The sequence below is a fragment of the Shewanella sp. SM69 genome (assembly GCF_025653985.1).
Lineage (GTDB): Bacteria > Pseudomonadota > Gammaproteobacteria > Enterobacterales > Shewanellaceae > Shewanella > Shewanella oncorhynchi.
Window position 1 is genome coordinate 123,293 of sequence record NZ_JAKKRV010000006.1, and the last position, 18,759, is coordinate 142,051.

At 44.6% G+C, this 18,759-nt stretch carries 16 protein-coding genes and 1 riboswitch; of the genes, 8 read left to right on the forward strand and 8 right to left on the reverse strand.

Annotation, left to right across the window (positions count from 1 at the left end; genetic code table 11):
* Positions 1–36: 36 nt before the first annotated feature.
* The 5 genes from lpoB to L5M37_RS10395 form a co-directional block, all read right to left on the reverse strand.
* Complete coding sequence (gene lpoB, locus L5M37_RS10375; RefSeq protein ID WP_006080406.1) at positions 37–630, reverse strand: penicillin-binding protein activator LpoB; 594 nt, start codon at positions 628–630, stop codon at positions 37–39.
* Between the two features lie 69 nt (positions 631–699).
* Positions 700–2,103: a COG3014 family protein gene (locus tag L5M37_RS10380; RefSeq protein ID WP_011845965.1), complete on the reverse strand. Its 1,404-nt coding sequence runs from the start codon at positions 2,101–2,103 to the stop codon at positions 700–702.
* Positions 2,103–2,660: a peptide deformylase gene (gene def / locus L5M37_RS10385; RefSeq protein ID WP_263200392.1), complete on the reverse strand. Its 558-nt coding sequence runs from the start codon at positions 2,658–2,660 to the stop codon at positions 2,103–2,105. Before def ends, L5M37_RS10380 begins: the two co-directional genes overlap by 1 nt.
* 64 nt (positions 2,661–2,724) lie before the next feature.
* Positions 2,725–2,937, reverse strand: a complete 213-nt coding sequence (locus L5M37_RS10390) for a SlyX family protein (RefSeq protein WP_006080410.1) — start codon at positions 2,935–2,937, stop codon at positions 2,725–2,727.
* A gap of 9 nt (positions 2,938–2,946) precedes the next feature.
* A complete protein-coding gene (locus tag L5M37_RS10395; RefSeq protein ID WP_263200394.1) occupies positions 2,947–3,897 on the reverse strand; it encodes a WD40 repeat domain-containing protein in 951 nt (316 codons plus the stop codon).
* A 154-nt stretch (positions 3,898–4,051) separates the two neighbouring features.
* Between L5M37_RS10395 and fkpA the strand changes: the two genes are divergently transcribed.
* The 6 genes from fkpA to katB all read left to right on the forward strand — a co-directional run bounded on the left by fkpA (position 4,052) and on the right by katB (position 11,286).
* A complete protein-coding gene (gene fkpA / locus L5M37_RS10400; RefSeq protein WP_105250047.1) occupies positions 4,052–4,819 on the forward strand; it encodes an FKBP-type peptidyl-prolyl cis-trans isomerase in 768 nt (255 codons plus the stop codon).
* 618 nt (positions 4,820–5,437) lie between these two features.
* Complete coding sequence (exeM, locus tag L5M37_RS10405; protein WP_168824918.1) at positions 5,438–8,050, forward strand: extracellular exonuclease ExeM; 2,613 nt, start codon at positions 5,438–5,440, stop codon at positions 8,048–8,050.
* 110 nt (positions 8,051–8,160) lie between these two features.
* Positions 8,161–8,616 (forward strand): hypothetical protein, encoded by a 456-nt coding sequence (locus L5M37_RS10410; RefSeq protein WP_263200396.1) that lies wholly within the window; start codon positions 8,161–8,163, stop codon positions 8,614–8,616.
* Positions 8,617–8,721: 105 nt separating this feature from the next.
* Entirely contained in the window at positions 8,722–9,159 is a 438-nt protein-coding gene (locus L5M37_RS10415; RefSeq protein ID WP_263200398.1) for a PaaI family thioesterase, read from the forward strand.
* An 82-nt stretch (positions 9,160–9,241) separates the two neighbouring features.
* The gene (locus L5M37_RS10420; RefSeq protein ID WP_028761593.1) at positions 9,242–9,484 is read left to right on the forward strand and encodes a YgjV family protein; all 243 of its coding nucleotides are present in this window, start codon (positions 9,242–9,244) and stop codon (positions 9,482–9,484) included.
* A 326-nt stretch (positions 9,485–9,810) separates the two neighbouring features.
* Entirely contained in the window at positions 9,811–11,286 is a 1,476-nt protein-coding gene (katB, locus tag L5M37_RS10425) for a catalase KatB (RefSeq protein ID WP_263200400.1), read from the forward strand.
* Positions 11,287–11,401: 115 nt separating this feature from the next.
* Here katB and norW read toward each other — a convergent pair whose 3' ends face one another.
* Both norW and norV read right to left on the reverse strand, forming a co-directional pair.
* Positions 11,402–12,568, reverse strand: coding sequence for an NADH:flavorubredoxin reductase NorW (norW, locus tag L5M37_RS10430; RefSeq protein ID WP_263200402.1), 1,167 nt, complete (start codon positions 12,566–12,568; stop codon positions 11,402–11,404).
* Complete coding sequence (norV, locus tag L5M37_RS10435; protein ID WP_263200403.1) at positions 12,561–14,090, reverse strand: anaerobic nitric oxide reductase flavorubredoxin; 1,530 nt, start codon at positions 14,088–14,090, stop codon at positions 12,561–12,563. The genes norW and norV overlap by 8 nt, the downstream gene beginning before the upstream one ends.
* Positions 14,091–14,316: 226 nt before the next feature.
* Here norV and norR point away from each other — a divergent pair, with 226 nt between their 5' ends.
* On the forward strand, positions 14,317–15,924 hold the full coding sequence (gene norR, locus L5M37_RS10440) for a nitric oxide reductase transcriptional regulator NorR (protein ID WP_263192011.1): 1,608 nt from the start codon (positions 14,317–14,319) through the stop codon (positions 15,922–15,924).
* Positions 15,925–15,974: 50 nt separating this feature from the next.
* Here norR and L5M37_RS10445 read toward each other — a convergent pair whose 3' ends face one another.
* A complete protein-coding gene (locus L5M37_RS10445; protein WP_131524629.1) occupies positions 15,975–16,529 on the reverse strand; it encodes a TMEM165/GDT1 family protein in 555 nt (184 codons plus the stop codon).
* Between the two features lie 410 nt (positions 16,530–16,939).
* A riboswitch (cyclic di-GMP riboswitch) is annotated at positions 16,940–17,039 on the forward strand.
* A gap of 123 nt (positions 17,040–17,162) precedes the next feature.
* Between L5M37_RS10445 and gbpA the strand changes: the two genes are divergently transcribed.
* Complete coding sequence (gene gbpA, locus L5M37_RS10450; RefSeq protein WP_263200405.1) at positions 17,163–18,608, forward strand: N-acetylglucosamine-binding protein GbpA; 1,446 nt, start codon at positions 17,163–17,165, stop codon at positions 18,606–18,608.
* Positions 18,609–18,759: the final 151 nt, after the last annotated feature.

The following is an 18,759-nucleotide window of genomic DNA, read 5'->3' on the forward strand; positions in this document are numbered from 1 at the left end:
GAAACTCAGTTTGGCGAAAGTAAGCGCCTGAGACAATTACATGCCTAAGAAAGACTTAGACTTCATCTTGCGGATTTCTTTTTCATCAGACCATTCAATCAAGCCTGTTTCTAAATCCATTAAACGCATTGTCATCTTGTAGTACACGTCTTTAGTGCTACCGTCTTGCTTCACTATGCTTGATAAATTGCCGTATAACATGTATTGCGCGCCGATTTGACGACCAAACTTGATGGCGGTTGATGGATCAACCATGCCAGTGTTGTTTTGGTAATCCAGTTGCTTACGGACTGAGTCTACTTTGGTCATGTCGATAAAACGGAACTTGCCTGAGCGCAATAGTTTGTTGCTGATAGAGTCAGTAACTGACTCAGTATCAATGTGCTCTGAGGTTTTATTCTTGATGCTGTCGACAAATAAAATCGGACGGCTATTAGCTGTCATGGCCACGATAGGAGGGAAAGTCATCATGCTATCCACCATCTTGGCTGCAATAGCTTGTAGATCCGTTGAGCCAAAGTTCTCATTGACGGTTTCAACTTCGGTGGCATCGCCATACTCGACTTTAGATTGACATGCAGCCAGACCCATAACGGCAGCCAGCACAAAAATCAGTTTAAATTGTTTCATAGTCAGTTCCATTTTGTGATTGTATAAACTTAATGACACTCGTCTTATTCAAATACCACAACCGCTAGGCTAAATGATTATTGAATAAATTCGGGTGTAATTACCAGTATCAATTGCCCAGACTAAGGTGGTTTTGCCTGCTGCAACGTCAATTTTTGCCGGTGGCGCTTTATCTAACTGCAAAGTGTATTCACCCGCACTCAAATAACGCCGCCCGATCTGTGCTTGTTTAGGCAGCGTCAGCCAACTACGACGATCCGCTTGCTCTGTTACTACGTTAAAAATCTGCATCGCTATGCTGCCAATATCGGCGGCATTATTTCCGGGGCTGCCACTCTTTCCAACCTGATAGGCCATCTCAGATTTGGCATAGACACGTGCGACTTGGCGAACCAAGGTTGCGGGCAGATCTTCCTTGAGTGCTGTGATGGCTAAGGCATCGATATTGGCAATAGGTTCAGTTTTCAGCACTGTACCTAAACCTTGCACTTGCGTCTCTGGCACAAAAGTATTGTTTGGCATGTAAGTGGCTAGCGACACGGTTTGCCAATTGCCATGGATAGTAAAAGGCACTGTGAGGGCTTGCTTAGCAGGCACAAAGCCGCGCTCGACCATCAAAATCACTTGGCCATCTTTGGGATTAGGTAATTTAGCATCGCCCCAACGACGTTTAAACTCATCATATTGCGGCATGCCGAGTTGCTTGGCGAGGCGCACCAGATCTTGCTGTAAATAGGTGTTGTCTGGGGTGATTTGTGCCGCTTTACGATAATCGATATAGGCATCGTTCGGCTCACCCAGCACTTCATGTAATACGCCAGTGGTGTAATAGCTGTAAGCGTTTAAGAAAGAACTCGTCACAGTGCCTGCGGCTTGGCCTAGTTTGTTGACCTCGGCATCGATAGTCCCGTTCGCCATGGCTTGTACCGACTTTTGCGATTTTTGATAGCGCTCTTGCTCACTGCTTTGTAACTCGTTACTGCGACGAACTTCGACTAAAGCGCCTTGGTAATCGCCACTAAACAAATAATTAAGGGCTTGATATTGGTGCAGCATGATGCGTTCATACCCAGGACCACGGTACGGAATCGCATTGTCGTTTAACACTAAGCTGCTGGCTGTGGCACTAATGTCGCTGACGCTGACTTTGGCCTTATCATCAAAGGCGGTGTAAGCATCGACCGCTTGTTGATAGTACTTTTTACTGGCCGCAAAATCGCCGGCGACTTGAGCAATACGGCCCGCTTCTTGAGCATAGAGTAGGCCGTCGTTACCATTGATATTGCTGGCAAGTTTGTCGATATCGGCCAAGGGCGTTGCACTATTCAACTCTTGTTTGAGCGGTTCAATCTGTGAAGGGTAATTAATGAAAATACTGTTGTAGGCACAGCCCGATAAACTTAACACCAACCCCATTGCCAAAGCGGGTGCAATAAAAGCGCGAGATAAAGGTGTAACCAAAGACAGTTTCATTATTGCGCTTCACCTTGTTCGATGGACTGGGCTGAAATCGACTGAGCCTGTTCAGGCATACGTGAACGCTCGAGTAAGGTGATCCCTTGCAGGTGATCAAATTCGTGTTGAAAAATCCGCGCAATAAAGCCTGTTAATTCGGCCTGTTGCCACTCGCCTTGTAAATTCTGGTAGCGCACTTCAATGGCTTGATGTCTTAGTATGTTAAATCTTTGGCCGGGAACGGACAGACAACCTTCTTCGCCGCCGACTAAGTCACTCGATGCATGAATGATTTGCGGATTAACCACGACCACAGGTGCCATATTGGGTGCGTCTGGATAACGCTCATTAGGGCGAGAAGCCATAATAAATAAGGCTAAGGGACTGTGAACCTGTGGCGCCGCGATGCCAACGCCTTTGGCGGCTTCCATGCTGGCAGACATTTGCTCTGCAAGGTGCGCGAGCTCGGCATCGAAATGATGCACTGCAATTGCAGTCTGCCCTAGGATAGCTTCACCCACTAACGCTATGGGTAATAAAGGCGGGGTTTGTTTTGGCATCAAATGTATAAACATCGCATTCCCTGGATATTTTGCGGTAACAGTTTTTGAATCAAAGTCTTATTTTAAAGCGTCAGTATTAGTAATGTGGCGGCGGCGTTTCTTCTGCCTGAGTCGCCATATTACTGGGTTCCATGTCTTGTAACTTACCAATTAACATGTGAATTTGGTGCTGCTGGTGAGCCACAAGTCGATTTAATTTGATCACTTCTTGGTTTAACTCTTCGACTGTGAGCTCTTGAAAAGCCAATTTGGTTTCTAGATCTTCAATCTGTGCTTGTACGCCTTGCATGACTAACCTCTATTGCTGCCAAGTCTCAACTAAGCCTTGGCTACTGATACTAACGACTTTATTGGTATCTCGAATTGCCACAGAGTATACAACGGCTCCTCGATTTTGGCTGTTTTTAGTGAGTGCAACCTGCCATTTTTCGATTTCCTTACCCGAGTCTCGTTGCCACAGTATGACTTCCCGCGCCGGCGTTCCCGTTAATATCTGGCTGTCTTGTTTGATAAACCTCACAGCAGAAAAGTTCATCTGCCGACGTGTAATATCTAACTGATTTAACAGCTTACCGCTAGTGTTATCCCAGATTTTGGCTTCATTTGTACTGCCATTGGTAAAACTTAGTGTGCCACTGTCGTTAAGCGCCACTTTAGTGATACGGCTGCCTAAGGTCCAAGTATGAAGCGGCTGACCCGTTTGCGCCTGCCAAAGAATCGCCTGCATATCATTCGAACCCGTTAATGCTAATCGACCATCCGCGGAGAGGGCCACGCTATTGACGCGATCTTTATGTCCCAGAAATTTGATTAAGGCACTTTGGGCAGCATTGAGCGACATAACGGAACCATCATTTAAACCAATGAGTAGTGCGCCATTATCGGCTACCGCCACGCTTTCACCGGATGAAGGCAAAGACCACCATCCTAGGGATTTTCCGTCGGCTATTCTCCACATGGCAACTGAATCTCGGCTTAACGACACAGCAAATAGTCCGTTGGGCGAAATTGCCGTACCTGTGACGCCAGTATTGATATCGCCATGTATCCATTGGTATTTAAGTGTATGAGTACTGAGGTCCCAGCATTGGACTCCACTACTTTGAGTGGCGACTAAGGCGAATTGCCCATTACTTGATAGGCTCGCGCTATAGCTGGGCTCTGTTGTGAGAACACTGATATCTTCTGCTTTGGGGTGGCAAGCGATTAGAAAAACTGTGCAAATTACCAGCAGTAGATTTTTCTTCATGAACTTGCTCCCTAAGTTGTTGTCTTTAGACTTGATCAAGTGACATTAATCACTGTTAACCCATAAAGAATCTAGTTGGTATAACCGAGATAACTAGTATAAAGTTGTCACGCTTAGGTTATTGTAACCGCTTGAGGATGCTGAGGAAGCTTTAATGAAATCGATTTATAAATTATCGTTAGTTGCATTGGCTATTATTGGCCTATCTGCTTGTAATCAAGAAGAAAAAGCAGCTACGAGTACAAATGTTGAATTAACGACTGAAGCTCAAAAAGAAGCTTACAGTGTAGGCGCTTCAATCGGTCGTTATATGTCTGGCCATATCAAAGAGCAAGAAGAATTAGGCCTGCCAGTTGATCGCACTCTGATCGTCACTGGTTTCACTAATGGTCTGAATGACCAATTAAGTTTAACCGAAGAAGAAATGCAAACCATTCTTCAAGGTCTAGATAAAAAGTTAAACGATAAACGTCAGGAACAAGCAACAGCGATTTCTGCGAAAAATATCGAAGATGGTAAAAAATTCCTTGAAGAAAACAAGGTTAAGCCTGGTGTAGTGACAACTGAGTCTGGCTTACAATATGAAGTATTAACTCCAGGCACGGGTGAAAAGCCTGCCGCAGAAGACACTGTAGAAGTGGATTATGTCGGTACTTTACTTGATGGTACTGAGTTTGATAGTTCTTATAAACGCGGCGAAGCGGCTAAGTTCCCTTTGAATCGCGTTATTCCAGGTTGGACTGAAGGCGTGCAATTAATGCCTGTTGGCGCTAAGTACAAGTTTGTGATCCCATCAGAATTAGCCTATGGCGTACGTGATACTGGTACTATTCCACCAAACTCTACGTTGATTTTCGAAGTTGAGTTGAAATCAATCGAGAAAGCTTCTGCGGCGCCAGTAGCTGAACCTGCTAAAAAGTAATTGATTAGCTGCGACGTGTAATACGCCGCAATTGAAAATACCGCTCCTAAATGAGCGGTATTTTTTTGTCTGTAAAATTCGCATTATTGTTTTAATATTGAGCTCACTATCTTACAGCCGTTGGTTCTCAGACTGGCTCTGTGTTTCATTTTTATACCCATCATCAACATTAATCTGCTGCAATAACCAAGGGTATAAATCATCCACTTTAGCAGTTTGACTGTTATGTTTATTTCAAAATAATGAATGCTAAATTAAGTTTTAATTATATCCATTACCTTTTAAGGACCCGTGTTCCTTATATTTTATTGGGTATTGCATACTGAATAATATCATCAAAATATCACATTAAAATATTGATTGTTATTTAAGCAGGATGCCAAATGCTTTGAGCTTATGTGTATTGTTCTTACTGTTTGTTTTTACATGGCTAATACTTTTGATTTACCATCCTGTTCTGTTAGGTGAACAGTGAGAAGTCTATAATTAGTTACTCATCAATGTGTTACATTGGCAATGTGCGATCTTGCCCTCTTTTTTTACGCATTCAACTCTGAAATAATCCGCTCGCACGTTAATAGAAGTTAGCGGCAATATTATAATAATGGGGTTGATGATATGGATAATGTTAATAAATTAACGGCTATTTCTTTAGCTGTTGCAGCGGCTTTGCCTATGATGGCAAGCGCAGATGTGATGATCACCGAATATGTTGAAGGTAGCTCAAATAATAAAGCGATTGAACTGTATAACAGCGGCGATACGGCAATTGATCTCGCGGGTTATAAACTGGTTCGTTATAAAGATGGTGCTACTGTTGCGTCGGATATGGTGGCTTTAGGTGGTCAAACTATTGCGGCAAAATCGACAAAAGTTATTTTAAATACTAGCGGTACTATTACTGTTGCTCAAGGGGTTGATAGTTACTCTGGTAGTTTAAGTTTTAATGGCGGTGATGCGGTTGCCTTAATGAAAGATGATGCAGTCATCGATATTATTGGTGATGTGCCGACGCCAACGGGTTGGGGATTAGACGTTACCTTAAAACGTAAATTAGATGCGTTAGTGGCGAATACAGTATTTAATGCCGCCCAGTGGGAACAATTACCTAAAGATACCTTCTCTGGTTTAGGTTCTCTAGAAACGCCTGCTGAGCCAGAAGTGCCGCTCTTTAGCTGTACTGGCGCTAAAATTGTGCCTATTTATCAAGTACAAGGTGCGGGCGAGTCGAGCCCATTTGTACCAGCAGGGGCATTCGAATCTGAAGCCGAAGTGACTGTGCGTGGCGTCGTGACTGCCCGTGGTGAAAGCTTGTTTAAAGGTTTTTACTTACAAGAAGTTAAGGGTGATAACTCACCGTATACCTCTGATGGTGTATTTGTATTCTTAGGTGAAGCTGCACCTGAAGCGATTCAACCAGGGGTTGAAGTGTGTGTGCAGGGTAAAGTGAAAGAATACTTTGGCCTAACTCAAATCGATATTAAAGCCGATAAGAAATTTGATGTTGGCGCTAAGGGTGAAGTCCCTGTTGCCGCACCTTTCTATGTGGCCGATGGCGAAACCTTAGCGCAAGCATTAGAGCGCTATGAAGGCATGAATGTGGCCTTAGATGCGGGCAGCGATCTTAAAATCAGCCGCACCTTCAGCTTCGACTATGCGGGTAGTCGCAATAACATGCTAGTGTCATATCAAGCACCTTTGATGAAGCCGACACAGCTGTATCCAGCGCTTTCTGCTGAAGCAACGGCATTAGTTAAATCTAACCGCGAAAACCAACTCTTTATCGAATCCGATTACAAGCCTGCCAATGGTGTTATTCCATACTTCCCTGATTTCAATGTGGAAACGGGTTACATCCGTGTTGGCGATCAACTGACTAACCTGCAAGGTGTGATTGGTTACAGCTACGGCGCTTATCGTTTAGTGGCGACTAATACTATTACAGCGGGTGATTTTATCCGTGGTGACGATAGAACCGAAGCCCCAAGTGTTGCAACTAAGGGAGATCTGCGCGTGGCTAGCTTTAACGTGCTGAACTTCTTTAACGATGTTGATGGTGGCGATACCAATCCATCAGGCAGTAACCGTGGCGCCCTAACGCTGGAAGAAATGGTGCTACAACGTACTAAAATCGTTAGCGCTATTACCGCCATGAACGCCGATATCGTCGGTTTGATGGAAATTGCTAACAACGGTTTTGGTGAGAAGAGTGCGATTAAGGATTTAGTCGATGCACTAAATGACAAGCAGACGCCTGAAAACGCCTATAGCTTTGTTGAAATCACCGATGCTGATAAGTATGACGGCAAGTACTTTGGCACAGATGCGATTACTGTCGGCATGTTATACCGTGGTGGTAAAGTGGCTTTAGCGGGGGCAGCACAAGTTATCGGTACTCCAGAACAGCACGCCAGTGCTGGCAGCGTGACTCGCACAAAAGATGGCAAAACTGAGACTAACCCTGGCAATGATGCTTATCAACGTCACAGCTTAGCGCAAACCTTTAAAATCCATGATGAGTCTCTGACCGTAGTCGTTAACCATTTGAAATCTAAAGGCTCAGGCTGTTTAGAAGATTGGGCTAACTTCGAAGAGTCAGTTGATCCGGCCGATCAACAGGGCAAGTGTAATGCTTTCCGCGTATCTGCAGCCAAAGTCTTGGGTGAAACGCTAAAAGACGTGAAAGGCGACTTACTGATCATCGGTGATATGAATGCCTATGGTATGGAGGATCCTATCCGTGTACTAACCGACTTCGATGCGAGCAAGTCAGAGCGTGACATCCTGACCGCTTCGTGGACGACGCTCGACGGCAAAGTGTTTGAACGCCAAGGCAGCAAGATTGAAAAAGGTTATGGCTTTATCAACTTGAACACGAAAGCCCACGGTGCAAGCACTTTCTCTTATAGCTATAACGGCGAGTTAGGTAACTTAGATCATGCTTTAGCCAATGCTAGCTTAGCCAAACGTTTAGTGGATATTGAAGATTGGCATATCAACTCAGTGGAATCTAGCCTGTTTGAATACGGTAAGAAGTTCTCTGGTGATCTGGCTAAATCTGAAAATGCTTTTTCTGCATCGGATCATGATCCTGTGATTGTTGCTTTAAGTTATCCTGCGCCAGTAGTGCCGCCAAAACCTGAGCCAAAGCCTAAAGATGATGGCGGTGCTTTAGGTTATTTAGGTTTAGCACTGATGTCCTTGTTTGGTTTGCAGCGTCGTCGCCGTTAACCTGTATATGGGGTTAACTCACAAGTGCAATTTGTGAGCTAGACTGAAACAAAGGGATGGTTAACCATCCCTTTTTTATCTCTTTTTTTCAGTTTTTATTAGGAGTGAGTATGGATACCACCTCAAATCCGCTGAAAACCATGAATATCAAGGCGCCACTGTGGTTTTACTTTGTCGCAACGCTCAGTTTGTTGTGGAATATCATGGGGCTGATGGCTTTTGTTATGCAAATGACTATGACGCCAGATGCACTGGCACAGATGAGCCCAGATCAAATTACACTCTATGAAACAACGCCAATTTGGATTGATGCTGTGTTTGGCTTTGCCGTAGTTTCAGGGGTTCTAGGATGTCTATTATTGTTATTCAGAAAATTAATTGCTTATAAAGTGTTGGTCGCCTCGCTTATCGCTATTTTGTTGCAAATGACCTATGTATTTTGCATTCAGCAAGCGGCTGTGGTGCTAGGAGCCGACGCGTTAATTATGCCAAGTGTAGTCGTGGTGTGGGGATTATTTCTTGTCTGGTTTAGTCAGCTAAGTACCGCTAAATCTTGGTTAGTTTGAGCCTTATTTTTGCTGATATTGATGTGACCAGCTGAGAGTAAACTAGTTGAACTTCATCCACTTCACAGTAAACTGCTGATTGGTTTTATTGACTAGGAAGTTGCAATGAGTATTTGGTTTAGAGCTGTAACGTTAGAGGATTGCGCGCGTTTAGACGCCGGTGTGGGTGGCAAAGGCACCTTGATGCAGACTTTAGGAATTGAGATCAGTGAGATTGGCGACGATTACATGAAGGCCACTATGCCAGCCAGTCCGGCGGTGCATAACCCTTTGGGCATAGTGCATGGTGGCGCGAATGTCGCGCTTGCTGAAACCGTTGCCAGCTATGCGGCAAATTTCGCGGTGGATTTTGAGCAGTACTATTGTGTCGGTCAAGAAATTAACGCTAACCACTTACGGGCTTCCCGTAATGGGGTATTAACCGCCACGGCTAAGCCTATCCACTTAGGGAAGCGCAGCTCTGTATGGGAGATTTTAATCCACAACAGCGCGGGTGAACTGACTTGTATTTCACGGATGACGGCGGCTGTCGTTAAACGCTAAATGCGATGAGCCAGCTTATTACCTGTGGTGTGAATGGCGTATCAATCGTTTGATTTAAATAATATATAGATAAGGATTGGATATGGATAACGCTACAATTTGGGAATGGGTTGGTTATTTAGCTTCAGTGGTCGTTGCAATATCACTGATGATGTCAAACATTAAGAAACTGCGCTGGTGGAATCTCATTGGTGCGGCTTTATTTGTGGCCTACGGTGTGGCAATTGGGGCTTATCCTGTTGCCTTAGTTAACTTTTTTATCGTGCTGATTGACACTTATTATTTGGTTAAGCTTTATCGTGAAGCCGACTTATCCAGCAGTTAATGGCAGTGTATCAGCTTAACTCCGCTTTCTCGCACCGCACTTCGCTCCATTGTCCTGAGCAGCTATTTGGTTTTTCAACAGCATCTTAAGTGATGTGAGCGGACCATTGGCTGTGAGTCCGTGTAATTCATTAACTGTCTTGCTAAACCCATTCTTAATCTTTTTTTTAGATTGTGAAAATCTAGTTTAATCGTTTTATTCTCAAGTGGTAATTCTCTATTCTTGCTCCATCGACAACACGTCGCAGCCAAGGAGATAAACCATGGCCACCATTTACGATTTAATTGAAACCTGGTTAACCAGCAATCAAGACTAAGGAGCAGGGCATGAGTCAACAACATCAAACAAGTCAGTACTTAACGAGCCAAAACGGCGCCCCAGTGGCCGATGATCAAAACTCACTATCGGCGGGTGAACGTGGTCCTTTGCTATTACAAGATTGGCATTTAATTGAAAAGTTAGCCCATTTCAACCGTGAGCGTATTCCTGAACGTATCGTGCATGCCAAAGGTACAGGAGTTTACGGCACATTTACGCTGACTAAAGATTTAAGCGATTACACCATTGCTGACCATTTCAATGGTGTTGGTAAGCAAACCGAAACCTTTATTCGTTTCTCAACCGTAGGTGGAGAAATGGGTTCTGCCGACGCAGAGCGCGATCCACGTGGCTTTGGTTTACGTTTTTATACTGCCCGTGGTAATCACGATATCGTGGGTAATAATACGCCGACCTTTTTCTTGCGAGATGGGATTAAGTTTCCAGACTTTATTCATACGCAAAAGCGTAATCCTCAGACCAATTTAAAAGATCCGCAGGCTATGTGGGACTTTTGGTCATTGAATCCTGAAGCTATGCATCAAGTAACCATTTTGATGTCGGATCGTGGTATTCCGGCAAACTACCGTCAAATGCACGGTTATGGTTCACACACTTTCTCGCTGTGGAATGCCAAGGGCGAGCGTTTCTGGGTGAAGTTCCACTTTAAATCGCAGCAAGGCGTGGTCAACTTAACCAATGAACAGGCTGATAAATTAAAAGGGATTGATCCCGATTCATCACAGCGCGATATGGTGGTTGCTATTACTGATGGTAACTTCCCGCGTTGGACGGTTAATGTGCAGATTATGCCTGAGGCGGATGCCAATACTTACCATATCAATCCATTTGATTTAACTAAGGTTTGGCCGCATAGCGACTATCCATTACTTGAGATTGGTGTATTAGAACTAAATCGTCTGCCACAAAACTACTTTGCTGAAGTTGAGCAAGTGGCATTGGCACCTAGTAATTTGGTCCCAGGCGTCGGGGCTTCACCAGACAAGATGTTACAAGCGCGTTTATTTGCCTACGCCGATGCGCAGCGTTACCGCATTGGTGCTAACTACAACCAATTGCCAGTAAACTGCCCGCATGCCGCTAAGGCAAATCACCATCAACGTGCAGGTGCGATGGCGGGCACACAATGTCCTTATCATGGCAGTCAAACTGGTGGCGACGCTTTGGCAAACTATGGCCCGAACAGCACTGCTGATGCCTTGGTTGAGCTAGTAAACTTTAGCGAACCACCATTGCGTTTAGAAGGTGAAGCGGCGCGTTACAGTCGTTATAACCAAGACGATTATACCCAAGCGGGTAATTTGTATCGCATCTTCTCTGAAGCTGAGAAAGCGCGCCTAGTGGCAACAATTTCGGGTTCATTAAGTCAAGCGAGTTTAGATGTGCAGCAACGTATGGTGGCGCATTTTACTCAAGCCGATGCGGATTACGGACAACGTATTAAACTGGCATTAGGTCTTTAAACTATTGCTGTTGCGAATGTTTGAATAATAGTAGAAACGATAAAACTGAGTAGAAAGCCTCTACTCAGTTTTTATTATCAGCGACAACAATATTAACATTCTCGTTAATGTGCTCTTAGGCTGCGATGAGCGCTGCGTTAGGGCTATTTAGCTGCTTTAACAATCCAAATGCTTGCTGCATTTTATCCTCGGTTACGATAAATCCTATAAATGTTTCATCCACGTCGAATGCTTTAATACAGCTTCCTTGAGCATCAATATCGACTTGCCAGCGATGGACGCCATTCACTGTTATACCGCTGAGCTGTATAGGTAACAGTGGCGTTTTCACTTTAATGAGCATGGCGGGAAAATTCACTGCTGTCGGTTGGTTCAGTAATGTGTTCGCCAGTGCATTGGCGCTCAGTAACGCAGGTTGCAAATAGGCCCTATTTTGGCCGTTGATTTGGGCGCAATCACCTAGCGCATAAATATGGGCATCGTTGGTTTGTAAGCATTCGTTAACGACGATACCTTTATTGACCTCTAGCCCCGCATGCTGGGCAAGTTGACTGTTAGGGATCAGTCCGGCTGCACAGATAACCGCATCACAAATAAACCGCTGGTCATTATCTAGGCACACAGAGATACTGCCATCTTGGTGTTGCAGTTGGCTGACTCGGGTTTGCAATTGCACTGTGACGTTATGCTGCGTTAGTACAGCGGTCAGTTTGTGGCTTAACATTTCGGGTAGCATATTCGGCATTAAGCTCGCTTGTGGATCGACCAAAAACACTTGCTTACCCGCAGTTGCTAAGTCCATTGCCAGTTCAACTCCGACCAAACCCGCACCGATAACTAGTACTCTCCTCGCGCCATGGATGTCTGCTTCGCAGGCCTGATACTCCATTAAGCTGTTAACTGTGTGGATGATATCGACGCCATCCCCCTCTATAGGTGGAATAAAGGGCCGTGCACCTGTGGCAAGCACTAATTTTTCGTACGCAATTTCGCGTCCTTGATGGCAACAGACTACCTGACGAACTTTATCTATTTTTATGACTTCACAGTGATTTATCACGTCAATTTGTTGTTCATGTGCAAATTCAGTCGCGGTCAATTTTATGAGGTCTGACGCCATTTTTTTAAGGCTAAACACATGGCTTAAATCTGGTTTATGGTATTCGTCACCAGAGTCGGCTGTGATAACTGTAATCGGTTGTTCGCGGTTTAAACGTCGCATTGTTTTGACTAGCTGATATGCCGCGAATCCACTGCCGATAATGACGATTGGCTTAGGCATTAGTCACCTCATTTTTTATGACAGCGAAAACGCTTTTACCTAGGCCACATTCGGGACAGAGGAAGTCTTCGGCCACTTGAGTCCAAGGTGTGCCAGCAATGACATCTTGATTAGGTTCTCCTTTTTCAGGGTCGTAAACCCATTGGCAAACGGTGCAAATCATTGATTGTGTATCATTTAATTCGCACGCTTTTGTTGCAATCGGTGCCGTCACAGGGACGTTATTAGTAGCAGTATTTTCATCTGTTTGACTGGCCGTGGTGGCTTGGCTTGGTTTTGACATGACTTGATTAATGATAGAGCGACTATTAGCGCTATCGAGGGGCCGCAATGCCCATTCTCGCGCGATTCGCTGGCCGTGCTGACGGCATTCTTGCATCGCATCTCGATCGGGACGCCATTTGACTTTTAATCCCGCCGAGGTTTCAAAACCAGCATCCATCAAACGAGTGTGAATTCTATCGACTGCGCCGCCATTCCAGCCATAACTACCAAAAGCTGCCGCCTTTTTATTGCGAAAACGCAGGCCCGTAATTTCTTCAAGCATGGCGGCAATTTTAGGCATCATCACATTATTCATGGTGGATGAGCCGACTAAAATACCTTTTGACCTAAATGCCTGTGCAAGGATTTCGTTTTTATCATGACGTGCGACGTTATACACTTTTACTGCTACATTGGGGTCAACATCATGAATACCTTGAGCAATACCGTCGGCCATCATGCGAGTATTATTGGACATAGAGTCGTAGAAAATCGTGATGCGGTCTTCTTGATAAGCGTCGGCCCAAGCTAAATATTGGTGAATAATTTGGGCAGGATTATCACGCCACACAATGCCGTGTGAAGTTGCGATCATATCTACAGGTAAATTAAAGCTTAATACTTCGTGAATTTTAGCCGTCACTAGGCTGCTAAAGGGCGTTAAAATGTTTGAGTAGTACCGTAGGCATTGCTCCATTAATTCATTTTGATCAACCTCATTATTGAATAAATGTTCGTCGCAATAGTGTTGGCCAAAGGCATCGTTACTGAATAAAACCGCATCTTCGGTGAGGTATGTCATCATGCTATCTGGCCAATGCAACATAGGTGCTTCGATAAATATCAGTTGCTTACCATTGCCTATTGCTAAACTATCACCTGTCTTTACGGTAATGAAATTCCATTCTGGGTGGTGGTGATGTCCTACAATGGAGTCGACCGCATTTTCACTGCAGTAAATTGGAGTGTTAGGAATTTTGGCCATTAATGCAGTCAGGGCGCCTGAGTGGTCTTCCTCTGCATGGTTCATCACAATATAGTCTATGTCGGTTAAATTAATTTCAGCTTCAAGATTTTGTAAGAATTGCTGGCTAAACCGATGATCAACTGTATCAATTAACACGGTTTTTTCTTCACGGATAAGGTAGCTATTGTAGCTTGTGCCTTTAGTTATCTTGTACTCAGTACCATGAAAATCTTGCACTTCCCAATCGCGTTGGCCCACCCAGTGGATATTGTTTTTTACATGAATAGTCATAAATACACCTGTGATAATTAATAATGAATGCGCTACGTAAATCTTGCTTATTTAGTTAAATCTCTTATTGCACTCACTATGCCAAAATTATAAGGTGTTGATTTTTATTGGTATTAACGTATTTCAACATTTGAAATTACTTGCTGGTGTCATAATGACAATTTGATATTGGTCAAATTGACATTACACTGTTGTCAATATGACTTTATTTGACTGTGGATGTGCTATGAGTGCCCATGCTGATTTAACTCAGTTAGCCTTAGATTTAACTGTCGGCGTGTCGACGCAAGACAGATTTGAGCGTTTGTTGGCAGTGGTCAGGCGGCGTGTCAATTGTGATGCTGCGGCATTATTGGCATTTCGGGAGCAGCAATTTGTCCCCTTGGCGATAGATGGGCTCTTTGCCGAAGTGTTAGGGCGGCGCTTTCAAATTAGTGAACATCCGAGATTAGAGGCTATCGCCCGTGCTGGCGATGTGGTTCGTTTCCCGGCCGACAGTGAACTTCCCGATCCGTATGATGGTTTAATTCCACATCATAGTGCGAACTTACATGTACATGCGTGCATTGGTTTACCACTAATCGCGAACGATCGCTTAATTGGGGCGCTCACCATTGATGGTTTCAACCCTCATCAGTTTGATGGTTTTAGTGATAGCGAGTTGCGTGTGATCAGTGCACTGGCCGCAGCCAGTCTTAATACTGCGTTATTGATGCAACAGCTAGAATCCCAAGTTGTTGAAGTTTCCAATGGAACTGAGGTGCTCAATCGTCCTGCTAGTCAGCAGGAGATCATAGGGCAATCCACACAGATCCAATCGCTAAAGCAGCAGATAAGTGCCGTGGCAGGCACTGACTTATCGGTATTAATTACTGGCGAAACTGGCGTGGGTAAGGAGTTAGTGGCCGCGGCGATACATAATCAATCGACCAGAGCCGATAAATCACTTATCTATTTGAACTGCGCTGCACTGCCGGAGTCCGTCGCCGAAAGCGAGTTATTTGGGCATGTAAAAGGGGCATTTACGGGGGCAATCAGTCATAGGCAAGGCAAGTTTGAACTCGCTGACAAGGGGACCTTGTTTTTAGATGAAATCGGGGAGCTTCCCTTGGGGCTGCAAGCTAAGTTATTGAGGGTTTTACAATACGGTGAATTACAGCGAGTTGGCAGTGATAAGAGCCTAAAAGTGAATACTCGGATTATTGCCGCCACTAATCGAATTTTGCACCAAGAGGCAACGGAAGGGCGTTTTCGTTTCGACCTTTACCATAGGTTGAGCGTATTTCCTATCCACGTAGCACCATTAAGAGAGCGTGGGCAAGATATTGTCATGCTGACAGGTTTTTTTCTTGAACGTTGTAAAGCGAAGTTAGGACTCACCCATATCAATATCACACCCGCAGCGCAGCAGTTATTAGAGCAATACACATGGCCGGGTAATGTGCGTGAGCTAGAGCATGCGATACACAGGGCTGCGGTGTTGGCGAAAGCCGAGCTAAAAACGACTTACATCAGCTTAAGTAATAAACATTTTCAGCTCGATTCTTTGATGAATCAAGCACACAGAACAGTCGACGAAGATAGGCCATCAGATGCTGCAACGCCAGCCAGTGAATTAGCATTTAGGTCTGAGTCGGCCTGTCGTGAGGGACAATCGCAAGATAATTCCAGTGTTATGCTGGGGCTTAAGGCTGCGACTGAGAGATATCAGCGTCAACTTATTCGCCAAGTTTTAGCCGCGAATCAACAAAATTGGGCTGCGTGTGCAAGAATATTGCAAATCGATACAGGTAATTTGCACCGACTTGCAAAACGGTTAGGTTTAAAAGAATAAAATATTGCGTGAAGAAATTTTATTCTGCAGCAAAACCCCTACCTCGATTCTTAGAAGAACAGTGTTGCTACGCCTAAGAGTGCGAACAATACGGCGCAGCCACGGTGTATCCACAACATAGGCAATTTTTCGGCGCTGAAGTGGCCTGCGATCACTACGGGTACGTTAGCAAGCAGCATGCCTAAGGTTGTGCCAGCAACCACCATAGTTAATGAATCGTATTTTGCAGCTAATACCACAGTTGCGATTTGCGTTTTATCCCCCATTTCGGCGATAAAAAACAGGATAAAGGTGGCGAGAAAGGGGCCCATTTTATAGAAACGGCTCTCTTCTGCATCGACTTTATCGGGGATTAACACCCAAAGAGCGATCGCAAAGAATGACGCAGCCACTAAATAACGTGCCAGATCTGGGCTTACCCAGTTAATCGCCCATTGGCCAATCCAAGCTGCGGCAAAATGGTTAAATAATGTCGACAGCAAAATACCTAAAATAATGGCGGTTTTATTTTTAAATCTTGCGGCGAGGATTAGTGCAAGTAATTGAGTTTTATCACCAATTTCGGCGATAGCAACCGTAAAGGTTGAGGCAAGTAGGGCTTCCAAGTGTGATCCTTTAGGGGTGGTTATGACATAAGCACAATAAACCGTCCACCCCTAGGTGCGGTCATTGTGCTCAGGTCTTGCTGGGCAAATCTATGATTTGCTGTGAACACCATGGCATGTTGCCAAGTATGTTGATGTTCACCCTAGATGACGATGGCTCGAAATCCAGTTAGCTACTCCCCCGAAGCGAGGTGGGCATTATACCTAGGTAAGATTTAGTTTCAAGCACGAGTTTATAACAGTAGGTGCTGATAAATGTTTGACGGGTGTCAGAAAAATACCGATCCACATTCTGTAACTTAATGAATATAAATGAATTATTTTTTGACAACGTTGTCTTTTGTTGCTAATTTAGCCAAGTCATTTCTACTTGGTTACATACTGTTAACTCGTAGTGACTCAATGATAACGACTGTATTTGGCAAACTAATTGAAAAGTTAGGACGCAAAGCTTCCGGTCTAAGGTTGTAAATGGATTTTTTAGTGAACTAAGATAGCGGAGTTGCCGCAGAATTCGATTTCTGTGAAAGATAAACGACTGCTGTTTAATGCTGTTGTTTGCCCAAATACCACTTTTATATCTAAGCCTATCATTATGTTTAGGATGATAGGCAATCAATGGAGTGCATTAAAGTGGCAAATCCTACTGTTTTTTCCCCTATTTCTAAATTGAGTTTATTGGCCGCGGCAGTAATGGCGACGAATGCGTTTGTGAGTATCTCTGCGCAGGCGCACGGTTATGTTGTGGCACCTGAATCGCGTTCATATGCCTGTAAAACAGGTAAAAATGCCAATTGTGGCGCGGTGCAATGGGAGCCGCAAAGTGTTGAGGGGCCATCGGGTTTTCCTGAATCAGGTCCTGCTGATGGCAAACTGGCGAGTGCTGGCAATGGTGCTTTTTCACCTTTGGATGAACAAAGTCCGAGCCGTTGGGCAAAGACGGATATTAAAGCGGGCTGGAATAAGTTCAGTTGGCAGTTCACAGCAAACCATGTCACCCGTAATTGGCGTTACTATTTAACTCGCCAAGATTGGAACCCAAACCAAGCTTTGAGCCGAGCGAGCTTTGACTTAGCACCCTTTTGCGTAGTTGATGGTGGTATGGAACAGCCGCCTAAGTTAGTGACCCATGACTGCTACGTGCCAGAAGGTCGCAGTGGTTATCAAGTGATCTTGGCCGTGTGGGAAGTGGGAGATACGACGAATAGTTTCTACAATGCTATCGATGTGAACTTGGGCTCGGGTCCTGTTGTGCCGAGTGAATGGCAAGATGTGGGGGATATCAATCCGTCACTCAATCTAAAAGCAGGCGATAAAGTGATGACCCGGGTGTTTGACGTCAATGGTGAGCAAACGGCTAAGCAAACAGTCATTACCATTAGCGATGCGACTCAAGGTGATAAACAAAATTGGCCTTTCCTATTAGCAAGTGCGATTAATGCTCAGCAGTCCCAGTTAAAAGCGGGACAAAAAAATGCATCGGGTGTGATTGAGCCTGTGTATGGCAAAAACGACATTTTTACAGCGAACAACTCAGGTATTGAGCGTGTCGAAGTAGGATTTGATTTAGCTCCTGCTCCGGGCAACAGCTTAGAAGTCACTTTACTTGCCGACGATTATCAAATTATCGATGGTGCGGCGAAGGTCAGCTTTGATGTGACCAGTAACGCCGAGATGCTAGTGTCAGCGTATTTGTTTAGCCATGATGGCACCGCGGCAGGTTTTGTGAGCCAAACTGTTAACGATACCAGTGCTAGCTTAGTGTTAGACGTCGTTGAGCCTAAAGCTGGGCATTATCATTTGCAGGTAAAAGCTGAGCCTAAACAAGGTGATGTTATTCAGCAGAACTTTGATCTCTTCTTAAAGGATCAAGCTCCTGCACCAGAAGCTGATTTTGTATTCCCAGCAGGCGTGAAAGGTTACGTTGCAGGTACTACAGTGTTACAGCCTAAAAATGGCAAAGTGTATCAATGTAAGCCATTCCCTTATAGCGGCTATTGCGTGCAGTGGTCGGCTTCTGCCACAGGATTTGAGCCAGGTGTTGGCGCTTCTTGGGCTATGGCGTGGACTGAGCTGTAAATTAACTTTTTGAGCTAACCTAGCTTCAAAAAGGTGTGATTGGGCTTAAACATATTTGCTGTGTTTAAGCCCTTTTTGTCTGCATCGGATGGAAAAAGACCGGCTTTATTTTGATTCGAGCCTAATACAAGATTACAGGTATTCTCAACAA

Coding starts and splice junctions, on each gene's coding strand:
- lpoB (WP_006080406.1), bottom strand. CDS start 630: ATGAAACAATTTAAACTGATTTTTGTGCTGGCTGCCGTTATGGGTCTG.
- L5M37_RS10380 (WP_011845965.1), bottom strand. CDS start 2,103: ATGAAACTGTCTTTGGTTACACCTTTATCTCGCGCTTTTATTGCACCC.
- def (WP_263200392.1), bottom strand. CDS start 2,660: ATGTTTATACATTTGATGCCAAAACAAACCCCGCCTTTATTACCCATA.
- L5M37_RS10390 (WP_006080410.1), bottom strand. CDS start 2,937: ATGCAAGGCGTACAAGCACAGATTGAAGATCTAGAAACCAAATTGGCT.
- L5M37_RS10395 (WP_263200394.1), bottom strand. CDS start 3,897: ATGAAGAAAAATCTACTGCTGGTAATTTGCACAGTTTTTCTAATCGCT.
- fkpA (WP_105250047.1), top strand. CDS start 4,052: ATGAAATCGATTTATAAATTATCGTTAGTTGCATTGGCTATTATTGGC.
- exeM (WP_168824918.1), top strand. CDS start 5,438: ATGGATAATGTTAATAAATTAACGGCTATTTCTTTAGCTGTTGCAGCG.
- L5M37_RS10410 (WP_263200396.1), top strand. CDS start 8,161: ATGGATACCACCTCAAATCCGCTGAAAACCATGAATATCAAGGCGCCA.
- L5M37_RS10415 (WP_263200398.1), top strand. CDS start 8,722: ATGAGTATTTGGTTTAGAGCTGTAACGTTAGAGGATTGCGCGCGTTTA.
- L5M37_RS10420 (WP_028761593.1), top strand. CDS start 9,242: ATGGATAACGCTACAATTTGGGAATGGGTTGGTTATTTAGCTTCAGTG.
- katB (WP_263200400.1), top strand. CDS start 9,811: ATGAGTCAACAACATCAAACAAGTCAGTACTTAACGAGCCAAAACGGC.
- norW (WP_263200402.1), bottom strand. CDS start 12,568: ATGCCTAAGCCAATCGTCATTATCGGCAGTGGATTCGCGGCATATCAG.
- norV (WP_263200403.1), bottom strand. CDS start 14,090: ATGACTATTCATGTAAAAAACAATATCCACTGGGTGGGCCAACGCGAT.
- norR (WP_263192011.1), top strand. CDS start 14,317: ATGAGTGCCCATGCTGATTTAACTCAGTTAGCCTTAGATTTAACTGTC.